Source organism: Sphingomonas sp. 2378, from assembly GCF_038084995.1.
GTDB lineage: Bacteria > Pseudomonadota > Alphaproteobacteria > Sphingomonadales > Sphingomonadaceae > Sphingomonas.
This window is the reverse complement of sequence record NZ_JAXCMJ010000041.1, coordinates 1-14,230: the sequence shown is the minus strand read 5'-3', so window position 1 is coordinate 14,230 and position 14,230 is coordinate 1. Positions and strand designations below refer to the sequence as shown.

General features: G+C 67.7%; 7 protein-coding genes. 4 read left to right on the top strand and 3 right to left on the bottom strand.

The genetic code is table 11. The features are described 5' to 3' along the window. Positions 1 to 9: 9 nt before the first annotated feature. From SM191_RS16050 to SM191_RS16040, 3 genes are read right to left on the bottom strand one after another with little or no spacing between them, the layout of a single operon-like run. Positions 10 to 2,220 (bottom strand): DEAD/DEAH box helicase, encoded by a 2,211-nt coding sequence (locus SM191_RS16050; RefSeq protein ID WP_341507064.1) that lies wholly within the window; start codon positions 2,218 to 2,220, stop codon positions 10 to 12. Further along, positions 2,201 to 3,484, bottom strand: a complete 1,284-nt coding sequence (locus tag SM191_RS16045) for an ATP-binding protein (RefSeq protein WP_341507063.1) — start codon at positions 3,482 to 3,484, stop codon at positions 2,201 to 2,203. Before SM191_RS16045 ends, SM191_RS16050 begins: the two co-directional genes overlap by 20 nt. After that, positions 3,481 to 6,042: a tellurite resistance TerB family protein gene (locus SM191_RS16040; RefSeq protein WP_341507062.1), complete on the bottom strand. Its 2,562-nt coding sequence runs from the start codon at positions 6,040 to 6,042 to the stop codon at positions 3,481 to 3,483. The genes SM191_RS16045 and SM191_RS16040 overlap by 4 nt, the downstream gene beginning before the upstream one ends. Before the next feature lie 131 nt (positions 6,043 to 6,173). On the opposite strand from SM191_RS16040, the gene zorA reads away from it, so the two are divergent. The 4 genes from zorA to SM191_RS16020 are packed head-to-tail and all read left to right on the top strand — an operon-like array spanning position 6,174 to position 13,913. Beyond that, positions 6,174 to 8,222, top strand: coding sequence for an anti-phage ZorAB system protein ZorA (zorA, locus tag SM191_RS16035; RefSeq protein WP_341507061.1), 2,049 nt, complete (start codon positions 6,174 to 6,176; stop codon positions 8,220 to 8,222). 5 nt (positions 8,223 to 8,227) lie between these two features. Next, on the top strand, positions 8,228 to 8,944 hold the full coding sequence (locus tag SM191_RS16030; RefSeq protein WP_341507060.1) for an OmpA family protein: 717 nt from the start codon (positions 8,228 to 8,230) through the stop codon (positions 8,942 to 8,944). 29 nt (positions 8,945 to 8,973) lie between these two features. After that, complete coding sequence (locus tag SM191_RS16025) at positions 8,974 to 10,692, top strand: EH signature domain-containing protein (protein WP_341507059.1); 1,719 nt, start codon at positions 8,974 to 8,976, stop codon at positions 10,690 to 10,692. Further along, complete coding sequence (locus SM191_RS16020; RefSeq protein WP_341507058.1) at positions 10,674 to 13,913, top strand: DEAD/DEAH box helicase; 3,240 nt, start codon at positions 10,674 to 10,676, stop codon at positions 13,911 to 13,913. The genes SM191_RS16025 and SM191_RS16020 overlap by 19 nt, the downstream gene beginning before the upstream one ends. Positions 13,914 to 14,230: the final 317 nt, after the last annotated feature.

Here is a 14,230-nt window from a genome sequence, read left to right as displayed (position 1 = left end):
TATTCAAGCTCATCCAGTCTGAGTGAGCTGCCGAAGGATAGCTGTGACCCGATCGCGGTGCTTCGCATGCCGGACGGCCCACAGACGCCGAAGCAGCTCCTCGTCGACGAAGTCGTCGAGTTTGGCGGTGCGCAGCCCCTCCACGTAGCTCGCGAGATCCTCGACCGGCGGACACCGCTCCAGCCCGCCGAGAACGGCGGTCAGCTCGGCGGGCGAGATGTTTACGGCGGTGACCCCGACATCATGCACCTCCGCCTCCAGTCCTGCCGACGTCAGCAGGATCGCCAGCAGCCCGTTAACCGCGGTGCCCGCCCAGGTGACCAAATGCGTGTCGCCGCCCGCACGGACGAGTGTCCTGCGATCCAGCCCGAGTTCGCGATATGCGGCTCTCCCCTGATCGAGGAATTCCAGCGCCGCCGGGTCCAGATACGCGGGCCGGTCGTCATCGCCTAGGACCGCCCGGATCGTAGCGACTAGCTTATCGTCGAGAGCCTCGCTCGCCGGCCGGTTGAAGCGGGGCAGCTTGCCCGCGCGATGCTGGACGACCTCGAGCACCTTGGCACGATCGTCGACGGCCTCGACCCGCCATCGGCGCCCCGCGAAGCCGACCAGGGATCCGACCCCGAGCACGTTCACGATGGGCAACGTGCCGATGGTCCGTCCGCCAGCGACTAGCCGCCACTCCTGGTCGCTCGAGAAGACCGCGTAGAAGTCGCGTCCGGCCACCAGCCTCTCGCCCGACTCCCCCAGCATCAGAAGCCCCTGCGAAGACTGCTCTAGCAGGTCGACGCCGGGACGCGCCGCACCGCGGAGCAGGTCGGCGTAGTCGCCAAGAGTCATCTCAATGAAGCTGTCCGGCCCCGCCAGCGCCTTGCGGGCCGGTCCCGGCTTCACCGCTCCGCCCGAGGCGATCAGCGAGAGCGTCTGGTGGAGGACGACCGTCGCCAACGAAGGATCCGAGCGGGCGGATTCGACCCAGTTCTCCTGCAGCAGCCGCACGCAGGCGACGGCCCGCGCCGTGTCGAGGCGGAGACGATCGAGCTGGTCCGCATCTGCCGCGAGATGCTTCTCCCTGACGTATATGCGCAGCACGGCGGGCTTCCCGCGCCTCCCGCTTCGGCCCAGCCGCTGCTTGAGCCCCGCCATCGACCGGGGCGCGCCGATCTGCGCGACCGACGTCACGCTGCCGAGATCGATACCGAGTTCCAGTGTCGTGGTCGCCACCGCCGTGGTCGGCAGGACGCCTTCCTTCAGGCGCGTCTCGAGAGTCTCACGAAGCTCCTTGGAAAGGCTCCCGTGATGGGGGAAGAACTCCTCGGGCACGCGAGCGCGCTCGCAGCGCTGGCGAAGCCGGTCCGCAAGCGCCTCCACCGTCCTGCGGGAGCCGCCGAAAACAAGATTGTTCGATCCGCGCAGATTGGCGAACAGGTGGTCGGCGATGCGGCTCAGCGCGTCCTCGGCACCGTCCTCGGCGATCTCGTCGATCCCCTCCGAGTCGGGCGGCTCCTCGTAACCGCGCACCTGAAGCCGAACGGCCGGCCCACCCGCGGCGGCGCGCAGCACGGCGACGCGCTCGGGCGATACCTTGTTCACCCAGGAGCGCGCCAGTTCCGCATCGCCGAGCGTCGCGGACAACCCGACCCGCCGCGGGCGCGTCTCCGCCAGCCGGTCGACCCGCCGCAGCAGCGAGGCGAGATGCAGGCCGCGTGGACCCTGGAGGAAGGCGTGGAGCTCGTCGACGACGACGGCGAGCACACCGCGGAAGAGGCCAGCCGCCTCGCTCGGCCGGCGCAGCAGCAGGGCCTCGATCGACTCCGGAGTGATCAGAGCCACGCCCGCCGGATCCCGCAGAAGTCTCGTCTTGGGGCCCTGAGGAGCGTCGCCGTGCCACCGGGAGAGCGGCAGCCCCAGCCGCTCGCACAGGTCCTCAAGTCGGCGGTGCTGGTCGTTGATCAGCGCCTTCAACGGGCTGACGTACAGGAGCCTCAGGCCCTTCGTCCGGGCGGTGGCCGCGAGGGTGAGGAGCGGCAGGAACGCCGCTTCGGTCTTGCCCGAAGCGGTGCCCGCCATGATGATGACGTCGTCCTCCGATCCCAGGATCGTCCGCGCCGCCTGGTCCTGGATCTCCCGAAGACCCGACCAGCCCTGGTCACGGATCCAGCGCAGGACCTCGGGATGCAGCCGGTCGAAGGTCGACGGCTCAGATGCGGAGGTCGACAAGCTCGTCGTCCATCTCCGCGCCGTCCGCATCCTCCGGTTCCGGCGCGACACCGCCGAGCAGCTCGCGCCAGTCGGTGCCGGGGTTCTGCTCAAGCACGGATAGGAACTGCACGAACGCCTTGATCGTGTTCCGCGGCGTACGGAAGTAGGCCTCGCCGATCCGCCTATTGCAGTGCTCCATGAAGCCGGTGAGCGCCGCATCCGGGACGAGAACGTCCGACGCGTCACCTAGCGCGAACACCGAACGTATGTTGGACAGGAGCACGAGGAGATCCTCGGGCGAGAGGCTCTGAAGTCGGAGGACGGGGCCGGTCATGTCTATGCGGCCGTCGGTGGCGAAGCTGTTCTCCGCCAGGCGGGACTGCAGGGCTTGGTAGCTGTAGAGTCCGCGGCGGCTGTCAAGCAGGAAGTCCGGGGTACCGCCGAACACGAAGCCCAAGCCCTCGACGTTGCCCTGCAGCGTGTCGTTCAGGATGCGCAGGATCTGCTCGTAGTTCTGGTTGCGAGCCTGGGCGCTCTGCAGCTTGTAGAGGTTCACCATCTCGTCGAACATGACGAGCAGTCCGGCGTAACCGGCGATCCTGACGAAGCCGGCAAGCAGCTTGAGGCTGTCATAGACGTCGGAGTCGTCGATGATGCTCCGCACCGGCAACGCCTGCCGAGCCTCCGTCTTCGTGGGATACTCGGCGCGGAGCCACCGCAAGGCGGCGGCCTTGAGCGCGTCGTCGCCGTCCTCGTGCGCCCGCCAATACGCCTTGAGCACCGTCGCGAAGTCGTGGCCGCCGATCATGTCGAGGAGTGGAGCGAGCCGACGATCGATGGTCTGCGCGACCGGGACGCCCGCATGCTCCGCCTCGCGTACGCAGTCGGTGACGAACCGCTCGACGAGGCTCGGCAGCGCGCCACCCTCCGGCTTCGTCCGGGTCGCCATGTTGCGCACAGCCTCCGCGTAGAGGCCGCGCGCCTGCCCCGCCGTGGCGTGAAGCCGTCGGTCAGGGGCGAGGTCGGCGTGGATCGTCACGAGCTTGCGCTCTAGCGCGATCAGGCGGACGAGGTTCAGGAAGAAGGTCTTTCCCGCCCCGTATTCCCCGATGACGAAACGGACCGCGGAGCCCGCGTCCGCGATCCGGTCGATGTCACGGACCAGAGCCTCCACCTCGCGGGAGCGACCGACCTGAATATGGCGAAGTCCCACACGGGGCACGACGCCGGCCGAAAGCGCCTGCACGATCAGATCACGGTCCTTGCGACGGATGGCGTTCAAGCGGCGACTCCCATAGGCTGCAGTTCCTCGACCATGTCCGGCAGGACGAACACGTCGCCGTCCTCCTCGACCACTGGGCCGCCGAAGCGGTCGAAGCCCCATTCGTTGATCGTCTCGAGTGCCCCCTCGGGCATGAGGCGAAGTTCGAAGGCGAGCGTCTCGAACGAGTTCCGCGCGAGCGGCCCGGCGACCAGGCGCTCGAGGAGCGCCGAGTGCGGTCCGTCGAGCCCCTCGAACGCCGTGACCACTGACACAGGCGGAGCAGCGGCGGGCACCAGCGTCTCGACCTCCTCCTCGGTGAAAATCGTGGCGAGAAGGGCGGACACCCGGCTGGTTTCGTGGCGAACCCGCTCAAGCCGCGCAGTGTCGATAGGGACGGCGGCACCGTCCCGAACGGGCGGAAGCGGCACAATGCGCTCCGGCACGGGGTCGACCACCGACACGGGGCCCTCGTCCTCCGCGGCCCTGTGGAGGGCCGAGTAAAGATTCGCTACCGGCAGCCCCAGGGCCATGTGGAGCGCCTCCAGGAAACGGACCTCGTCGGGCGCGATGCGGCCGTCAGCGAGCACCGCCTCGATGGCGGCGCCGACGAGTTCGGATCGGTGTCCGGGAGCCACCTCGCCGAGCTTCTTGAGGGCGGCCCGAATCTTGGGTGGATCGGCGGCAAGCGCTCGGGCGTGAGCCATGAGCCTCGCCACCTCCACGTCGGTGAGGTCCTGCATGCCCCGGAGCCGGCGCTCGAGTGCCTCGACCTCGCTCGGCGCGACCTCCCCGTCGGAGGCCGCGGCCAGGACCGCCACCTCGACCGTCCCCCTGGCCGCGGCGTACGCCGCCCGGTCGTGTTCAACGGCGCAACCGCCCGCGCCTTGGAAGACGGCCATGCGCGAGCTGCCGCGCAGAGCGGCCGCGGCCCCATACCGCCGGTCCGGTTCGAACCCGAAGTCCAGCGCATCGAGAGCGGCACAGAGCTGTCGGACGAGCTGGGCGCCGAGTTTCGCGTCGCCTTCCTCGATGTCTAAGTCGAGCGCCCGGGCCACCTCCGCCGCGGTCGGGCAGGACGGGGCTCCGGCGAGTTGGCGAAGCGCCTCCCGGCAAGCGGCGAGAGAGGCGCGATCGGCGCGGATGGCGGCCGGCAGGAGAAGGTCGCCACGCAAGCGGCCCTTCGCCTCCGGGTCCCGCCCAAGCAATCGGCTGTAGGGCGACAGGTCCTCCATGCATACGTCGAGCATGGCCCGCAGCGGTCCGAGCGGAGCCGACGTGCCCGAGATGTCCGGCAGACCGTCGATCGCGAGCTTCACGCTAAAGGTGCCGCTCGCCGCCCTGTACTCGTGCCGCACGACAGACTTCGGCGTGCGCACCTTCAGTCCGTCGGGATGGCGTTCGGCGAACCGATACGACCAGAGCGCCCTGAACTCCTCGAAGCAGCGCTGCCCGGGCGTGCGGAGGTGCACGTCCGGGAGTGCGAGCACCCACCTCAGCGCGTCGTCGGCGTCGAAGGGCCTGCCGTCCCGCAGACGTTCGCCGAGCCGCAACCGGACGTCGAGCGGCAGCTCGAGGTCCCAGGAGCTGGCACACGCTGCGGTCGGCGGGCCCTCGTCCCGATCCTCGTAGATTGCCGCGAGCGCTAGGAACCTCGCCGCGTAGCTCTGGAACGAGTAGTTCTCGCCATGGATGACGAGGAGGCGTCTCACCTCGGCGAAGATCTCTCCCGCCTCGTTCCGCTCGTCGTCGACGAGGAGCCGCTGCTCGAGCCCGTAGAAGAAGAGAAAGACGTAGCCGATCGGGATGGTGGGATTCGACCTACCGCGGGCGATCCAATCGAGATAAGTCCAGCGGGCGCGGGGATCGAGGCGCGAATAGGACGGCCAATACGACAGGGTGTCGCCCGTCGGGTCGCCTCTCGGATTTACGGGAAGGAAGGGATCGATGCGGCTGTGATCACGTCTCGGGTCCTGATCACGCGGGGCTCCGTAGGGCACGAGATCGACCACGAAGTCGTGACCGCCAGCCTTCAGGCTGGTGCGGGTCCGAATCCAAGAGCGGCCGCGTTCTGATGGCGGCGAGACCCCCGAGTCTACTCGCGCCACACGCTCGGGCGGGCGTTTCGGGAGGTGGTCAGGCATGAACGGTGTCGGGCGGTCACGCTCCACCTCGCGCCAATTTCGCAGCGATGGGGCCGACGCGGCGACCCTGGAAGCGGTCCGATCAAGGTGACCCCGCGCCTGATCCAGGGTCGAGAACGAATAACCTCCCGCGACGAAGCGGCCGTTTTCATCCAGGCGGATGCCGGGCGGCAAATCGACCGGCCCTTCCGGCGATGGCGCGGCGACGTCGCGCGCCTTCCCGACAACGGTATCGGGGCGCTCTATTCCGAGCCCATCCCGCGGGTGCGGCGAAGGGCTAACGAAGGCCGGTCCTTCCTCAGGTGAACTCGAAGAGCCTTGTGGACCGTCTTCGCGGACGGCTTCGTCCGACCAGAAGGCATCCCGCCCTCCGCCGTCCGATCCCAGCATCTCGCCAAATCTCCGCGCGACACGCGCGAGCCAACCTGAAGCCATGCACGCTTCTCCCCCGGAGCGATGCTGCCCTGTATGTACGCAGAATTCCAGTGGGATCGGCGAATGAACTAGTCACTCGCCCCGTTCCGGCACGACGTCGGGCATGGCGCTCTGGTTAGGCTTGCGGCAAGATGACCTTGGGACCGGCGGCGGCCGGTGGATTCGCAATCGCTTACGCGAACGCGGCGAGGGGGATTTCCGCGAAGATGAGTGTCACAGAAGTTCCAATCGTTCCGGTGATCGTCGGACTTGTCCTGCTGGGATTCGCGATCGCCTTCGTACGCGGATTCTTCCTGCCGGCGCTCCAGCTCGACCGGACGCTGGACGCGATCAACGCGCGACTCGATGCAGAAAGAGCCGACGGCCGTACGGACCTCACCAGCTGCTTCAGCGACGACCCGAAGATCCTCTCCATTTGGAAGGAGTTCAAGGAGACGCTTCACGTCCAGAGAGAATTGGACCCCACAACGGGCGAGATGAATGAGAAGGCGGTGCGGTCGACTGTGCCGGCCGAGGCATATCTTTCCCCCCACGCCGTCGTCGACGCCCGGGTCCACACGGAATTCTTCAAGCACCTGCCCGGCATTTTCACGGGCATAGGCATCATCGGGACGTTCTCGGGCTTGCTAACCGGCCTCAGGACGTTCCAGATCTCCGAGGATTCCGGCGTCGTCCGGAACAGCCTGACGTCCCTCCTGCACGGCGTCAGTGAGGCCTTTTTCGTTTCGGCGTCGGCGATCCTCTTGGCGATGCTCGCGACGGTGGTGGAGAAGTTTCTCCTCAACAGACTCTACGGCAAGCTCGCACGGCTGACGCACACCGTCGACGAGGCCTACGTCGCCGGAGCTGGCGAGGAATATCTGGCGCGCCTGGTCAACTCGTCCGAAGAGTCCGCAAGTCAGACCCGCATCCTGAAGGACGCGCTCGTCTCCGATCTCAAGGAGATCCTGACCGACCTTGCCGAACGTCAGATCGAGGCCACCAACAGGCGATCAGGCGAGCTTGGCGCGTCGATCGCTGGCGCCCTGACCGAGGCCCTCAAGACGCCACTCGACCAGATCGCCGGCGCCGTCGGCCAAGTCAGCCAGGACCAGTCGTCGGCGGTGACGCGGCTGCTGACGGACGTGCTGGCGAGCTTCAGCGAGCGGCTGGAGAACATGTTCGGTAGCCAACTCTCCGGTATCGGCGACATGCAGCAGCGTACGGTCGACGCGATGCAGACCGCAGTCGCGAAGCTTGAGGAACTGACCGCGAACGTGGAAGCCGCCGGCGCGAGGACGACGGACGCGATGGCGACCAGGCTCGAGGAGAGCGTGAGGGCCATCGAAGCTCGGCAGGCCGCGACGACGGATGAGCTCAGGTCCGTCCTGGGCGAGATCCGGTCGACCACGGGCGCGATGCAGGCCGAGACGCAGGATCGCCTGCAGGGAATGCTGGCTGAAATGGGGCAGCGCATGTCCGAGGCCGTCACCGCAGTGGAGCGACAGGCGGCGGAGCGAAGCCGGCAGGCGTCCGAAGAGGACAGCCGCCGTGTGGAGCAGACCGTCGGCGAGGTCGGACGCATGCGTGGCTCCGTCGACGAACTCTCGACGGGCGTCGCCCAGCTGCTCGAAGCCTCGAAGGAGATGGCCGAGGGCATTGAACGGACGACCCGGGATGCGTTCGCCAGACTGAACGGGGGTGCCGACACGCTTCTCGCCGCGGCGAGCCGGTTCGAGGCCTCCGGAAGGGAGGCGGCCGGCAGCTTCGATCGCGTGGCCGCGGTGACGAGCGGACTCGCCGATGCTGCGGGCAGCGTCGCCGGTGCGGCGCGCGGCCTGGACGGTGTCGTGGCGGACCACCGCGCGGCGCGCGACTCCGTCGCGGCCATGGTCGAGAGTCTTCGCGGGATCGTCGAGACGGCGTCGAAGGAAGCCTCGATCACGGCCGACGTGCTCGGCCGCATCGAGGGCGCGGCGCAGAAGCTGGCCGCCGCGCAGGCGGAAGCCGACGGGTTCCTCGACGAGGTCGTCGACGTGATAGAGCAGTCGCACCTCAAGTTCGCCGAAGGCATGAAGGGCACAGTGAATGAGGCGAACCGCCAGTTCCACAAGGAGCTGACCTCGGCGACCGGGCTGCTCAAGGACGCGATCCAGGAATTGGAGAACGCGGTCGTTCCCAACCCTCGGCAGGCGGCCTGACCTGAATGTTCGGTCAGCGCACTTGGACGCCTGTGAGGGCGCGGGAAGAAGGCGAGAAGCCGTTCTGGATCTCCTTCGCGGACCTGATGAGCGCCCTCATGGTGCTGTTCCTCCTCGTCATGAGCGTCGCCCTCCTCGCGGTCACTAGGACGATCAGCGAGCGCGAGCGCCTCGAGACGGAGAGGCAGACGGCGATCGAACGCCTGCTCGTCCGCATCGAGCAGGCGGCGCGTCGCGAAAAGGGCATCCACGTCGACCGCAACCGGGCGGTGATCGACTTCGGTGATCGCGCCCGCTTCGACACATCTAGCTTCACGCTCAATCCCGATCAGGAGCGCCTGCTACGCGCCTTCGTGCCGCAGATACTCTCCATCGCGCGCGACGAGGGCGGACGCCGCTGGCTGAAGCGCATCGTGGTCGAAGGGTTCACCGATCGCCGCGGCAGCTATCTCTACAACCTCAATCTCAGCCTTCAGCGGAGCCAGCGCGTCCTCTGCGCACTGATGGCGCCGCCCACCTCCGGCGAAATGGCGATGGGCAGGAACGAGTTGGAGGAGATACGTCGCCTGTTCCTCGTCGGCGGCTACTCGTCCAATTCGGCGAAGGCCTCGCTTGACGCCTCGCGCCGCATCGAGCTGCGGCTCGAGTTCTTCGGGGTCGACGAACCCTCCCGATCGCCCGCTCCGGCCTTCGAAGGGGACTTCGGCGCATGCGCCCTCTAAGCCCGCGTGCCTCGGGATTGCGGGATCGCATGGCGATCGCGACCGCCTCCATCCTCGACGGGATGGCGGAACCCGACCTTTCGGGGATCAGGGCGCAGGTGAGCGCTCTTCGTGCCATCGTGGGCGGCTCGGGCTCTTCGGCGGGAGGCGCCCCGGACAGGATCCGCGCGGCCGTCGCGTCGTTCCGGGATACGGGCCGGCTTCCCGACGTACGCGCCGCGCGGCTCGTCTGCTGGGGCACGACGATAGCGCCCCTCTCCCAACCCGCCTTGATCGAGGACGGCGAGCGCTTCGCGCCTCTCCTCGACGAAGTCGACGTCTTCAGGACGGCGCCGCGACCCTACCGCCGCTGCTGGCGGGGATTGCTCGACGGCTACCTGCGCTACGACCCCGACGGTGCATCGGCAGCGGGACCCGGCCGCCGTAACTGGGGGCTCCTACGGGAATACCTCAACGACAACCTGAGCGGCCTCGAGCGAGCCGGCCAGCCACCGGACTGGCTGACCGTGATGGACGAGCACGCCAACATCCTCACCGAGGATCCCTGCGGGCGATACGGGGCCACGCTTGTCGAGACCTCCCACGATCCCCTGGAGCCGCTCAGACGCGAGCTGTCGGCCGGCGATTCCTCGTGGTTCGGCCGAAGGATCTTCGAAGCGCAGATCTCCGCCGCCGTGGCGTTCGACGACAGGCGGCTGCGACTGGCACTGCCTCGCGTGCTCGAGCTGATCGACGCACATCCACTGCTCGCGGACGCGGCGCTCGCACGGGTGCTCGACCGCTACGCGGAAGTCGTCCCCTGCGAGGTCGAGCCGGAACTACGCGACGCATCGGTCTATCGCTGGGGCAATCCCTGGCTCGGATGGAACGACAAGAAGTGGACGCAGGTCGCCGACGGCACCCGCCAGATGGTCTCCTCGTGGCTCAAGCTGCGCTTCATCGAGACCTTCTTCGGCCTGCTATCGGAGGACAAGGCCAACGACCAGCGCCGCATCGCCTTCTGGAAGGGGCAGGTCGAAAACATCAGCGATATGTACTTCGCGCTCGGCGATGCGGCCTACTCGGACCCGAGACCTGACTTCCGGGCGCTCCACCGGGACATGAAGGGAAGGCTGCTGAAGCTCGAGAACGGCGGGGGAGCCCGAAACAACGCCTTCATCATGCACGTGGGCCGCCACGTATTCGTCGAATTCGGGGAGAAGGGGAACGCGATGTTCGCGTTCGACGGTGGCGCCCTCCCTTTCGATCTCTCCTGGCGCTCCGTCTCCGGGAACAAGACCGCACTGAAGCATCCCTCGCACGTCGCCAGGGTCATCCACACGGACAGCCTCGGGGAGCGCTGGGAGCGCAAGATCGAGAGGGAGATGACGAGGCTCGGCGCCCGTGGGTCCGCCTCTCTCGCCGCATCGGGACCGCAGTCGCGAGCACCGACGAACCCGGTCCCAACAGCTGGCGCAAGGGCCACGCCGGGATCGCGACCCGCGACGATTGACGCGTACCCTCCGCGGCAGGCTGCCACCGCAGCACGTCGCCCCGCGGCAGGGCCGTCGTCCAGTGCATCTCCCCGGATTCCGGATGGCGATCCGGCTGCGTTCCTCGCGGAGAAATCCATAAGGTCGATCGACCTTCGGGATCGCGGTGGGGCCTTGTGGGCTTACGTCCCCCGACACGGTCCGGTGGCCGCCGAACTGTCGCGCAGGGGCTTCGTCTGGGCGGAGCGCAAGGGCGCATGGTGGCTGAAGCCGTGATCTGGGGACGACGCAGCAAGGTGGCGGCCGCGCCCGTCCAATCGTACGAGCCGCGGGCCACGGTCGACGAGTTCGGACTCCTGGTAGCCACGCCTTCGAGCGGAGATCGAGGAACGGCGGTCGAGGCGCTCATGGAGCAGCTCGCCGAGGAGGGGCTCGCCGAACGGCTCGACCGGGGCCACCGCCTCCCCTGGCGCCAACTCTACCTGCTGCTCGATGACGAGGAGGCACGGTCCGAACTCTCGATCACCGGCCTTCCGCCGATCAGCCGGGCCACCCCGAGACTGGTGAGCCGTGGCTCGCTGACGGACGCCACCTTCGCCGTCGCCATGGACGGTTGGCTTGACGCCGATCGGCGGGCGCTGCCCGGCGCCGCCCTGCGCGGTGGCGCCCTCGAAGTGGACGGGCGATCCAGCCTCTTAGACCCAGCTGTCTGGCGTCTCGTCGAGAGGGTCCGCGCCTTCGCCAGGAGGCCGGAGGCGGAAAGGGGCGAGACTGCCCAGCGACGTGCATGGGGGTCCATCCGGTCCGATGCCGTGGCGGCGGGCGCCTCCCTCGACGACTTCCTCCTCAGAACGGTCGTCCTCACGCCGGAACGGCTGCAGATGGCGCTTCGGCGCTCGACCGACCTCGGGCTGGTCGAGGTAGAACCCTGGTTCGAGGGCGCGCCCGCCGATTGGCTGGCGGCATTCGACCGGTCGGCGACCGTACGCGACCGCTATGACCTCCCTACCGCGGACGGTATCGTCCAAGTGGTCGTGTCGCCTCAGGTCGCGACCGTGTTGAACGAGATCAAGCGCATGCCTGGTCGGAGGGTGACCGGCGCGCGGGCTGAGGCGTTCCTCCTCAACCCGGTCGCAGCGCTTGGCCCGGATGCCGCGGAGGTGGTCGACGCCGCTCAGTTCGAGGCCGCACGCGAGGAGGCGGGGATCGTCTTCGACCGGTTCGCCGCGATAACGCCCGGTCTGCGCGGGATGGCGGGCCTCGGACTGCTGGTCACGACTGGAAGCGACGGGGAGGTCGCCACCGAGGAGGTCTGGCTCGAGGACGACGACGTCCGCGAATTCGTGGCGCTCGTACGCGCCAATCTCGAGCGCGGCCTGCAGCTCTGCTCGTGGGACGGCTACGAGTTCGAGCTCGACGGTGACAGCGCCCTCCATTGCGATGCGCTGATGTCGGCACTGGAGCATCTCGATGCCGGACTGATTACGCACGGGGAGATCTACGACCTCGCCGGCTACTCCGATCGCGTGGAGGGCATCGGTCGCGAGGACGCCTTCTACTCGCCCCATATCGCCCGCAAGAAGGATGGCGAAGGCTGGTTCCCGGAGAATCTGGTCCCGGTCGTCGGCTGGAGCGATCCGGAGACCGGGGAGCCGGCCTTCCTGCCGCTGACGGACGACCTCGCGGCGGAATTGAGGAATGGGGTCGACGAGGCCATTCGGAGCGGCTCCGACGCCGTCCCGCTGGCGGGCTGTCCCAAGCCCCTCCCCCTCCGGGAGGCGCAGGCGATCGTGTCGACCTTCCGCCGGGCCGAGGTCGCGGCTGCGAGCGGTGCACTGGAACCGGTGAAGCGGGCGCCTCGAGGGCCGAAGCCGACGCTCATCCTGAAAAGCAACATCGGTCAGGTGGACTACAGGGAGGAGCGGCTCGCCGCCCTCAACGAACCCGGAGGGGCGGCGCGCCTGCCGGAGAAACTGCGTGCCGGCGTCGAGCTGAAGGAGCATCAGCTCGCCGGCCTCGCGTGGATGCAGCATCTCCTGTCGCTTGCGCCGGACCGCTGCCGCGGGGCCTTGCTTGCCGACGATATGGGACTCGGCAAGACGCTGCAGATCCTCTGCCTGATCGCACGAGCGCGGGAGGACGACCCGTCCACTCCGCCAGCGTTGGTCGTCGCGCCCCTCTCCCTGCTCGAGAACTGGCGCGAGGAAGCAGGCAAGTTCCTCGAGGACGGCGCATTGCGCATCCTCACCGCTTACGGCGATGGTCTCGCCGGGCTGCGCGTCGACCGGGCCGCCGTGGACGAGCAGCTCAGACGGGAGGGCCTGGTCCGGTTCCTCAAGCCGGATTGGCGCGGCGACGCGGACCTGGTGCTGACGACCTACGAGACGCTTCGCGACCTCGAGTTCTCGTTCGCCCGCGAGAGATGGTCGGTGATGGTCTGCGACGAGGCGCAGAAGATCAAGAATCCGAATGCCGCGATGACGCGCGCCGCGAAGAAGCAGCAGGCGGCGTTCCGCATCGCCTGCACGGGCACGCCGGTCGAGAACAGCCTCGTCGACCTCTGGTGCCTGTTCGACTTCGTGCAGCCCGGACTGCTCGGGGCCCTCAACGAGTTCGGTACGACATACCGGCGACCGATCGAGGCCGATGGCACCGACGATAGGGCCAAGGTCGAGGAACTGCGTGCCCTGATCGCGCCGCAGCTGCTGCGCCGTATGAAGTCGGAGGTGGCGGCGGACCTCAAGCGGAAGGTTGTGGACGAGTCGAGCCGTACGCTGGCGATGAGCCCGTACCAGCGCGGCCTGTACGTGGGCGCGATCGAATCCTTCCGGAGAGAGCAGCGGCCCGGCGCCCACCTCGCGCTCCTCCACCGCCTGAGGTTGCTCTGCTCCGAGCCGGCCGGCGAGACCACCTCCTACCCCGCCCACGAGGAATACAGGACGCGTTCGCCCAAGCTCGACTGGCTCGTCACGACCTTGGAGGAGGTGCGGCGAAGGGATGAGAAGGCGATAGTCTTCTGCGAGTTCAAGGACATCCAGCGGCTGCTGCGCCACTACATACGGACGATCTTCGGCATCCCCGTCGACGTGATCAATGGCGACACGTCCGCGGTGGCGGGTGCCTCCGACGGAAGGCAGGGTCGCATCCGCGCGTTCCAGGAACGGCCCGGCTTCGGCGTGATCATCCTGTCGCCGGTGGCGGTCGGCTTCGGCGTAAATATGCAGGCCGCCAACCACGTCATCCACTTCACCCGCACTTGGAACCCAGCCAAGGAGGACCAGGCAACCGACCGCGCCTACCGCATTGGCCAGACCAAAGACGTGTTCGTCTACTACCCGACGGTCTCTGCGCCAGACTTCAAAACATTCGACGTTAAGCTGGACGAGCTTTTGGAATCCAAACGAGCGCTGGCGGGCGACATGCTGAACGGAACGGGCGAGATTGGCGCGCGCGAGTTCGATCTCGAGGAGCTAAGACCAGAAGGCGCCGCGACGTAGTTTGGTGAATTGCGGCCCGGCAGCCTGCAGGCGCCGACCTCACTTGATCGGCCGTGCGTTCATTCTGCGACGGCAACTTCTGGGTGGAGCACGGTCTGACAAATGTGAGCGGCTGGCCCTTATATTCTGATAATCTTCGTTGTCGGGAGAGACGATACCGTGGCCGCCACCTGCTCGAGAACGCCTTCTGACGCCTCAAGGACTCCCGTCGTGTCGCCATGACGTGACCCCGGTCTTTCATCCAGCGGCAACCAGAGACCGACCGTGGTTTTCGCGCATAAGCGCAGGTGAAGCAACGGGCGGGGTTAACCCCGCCC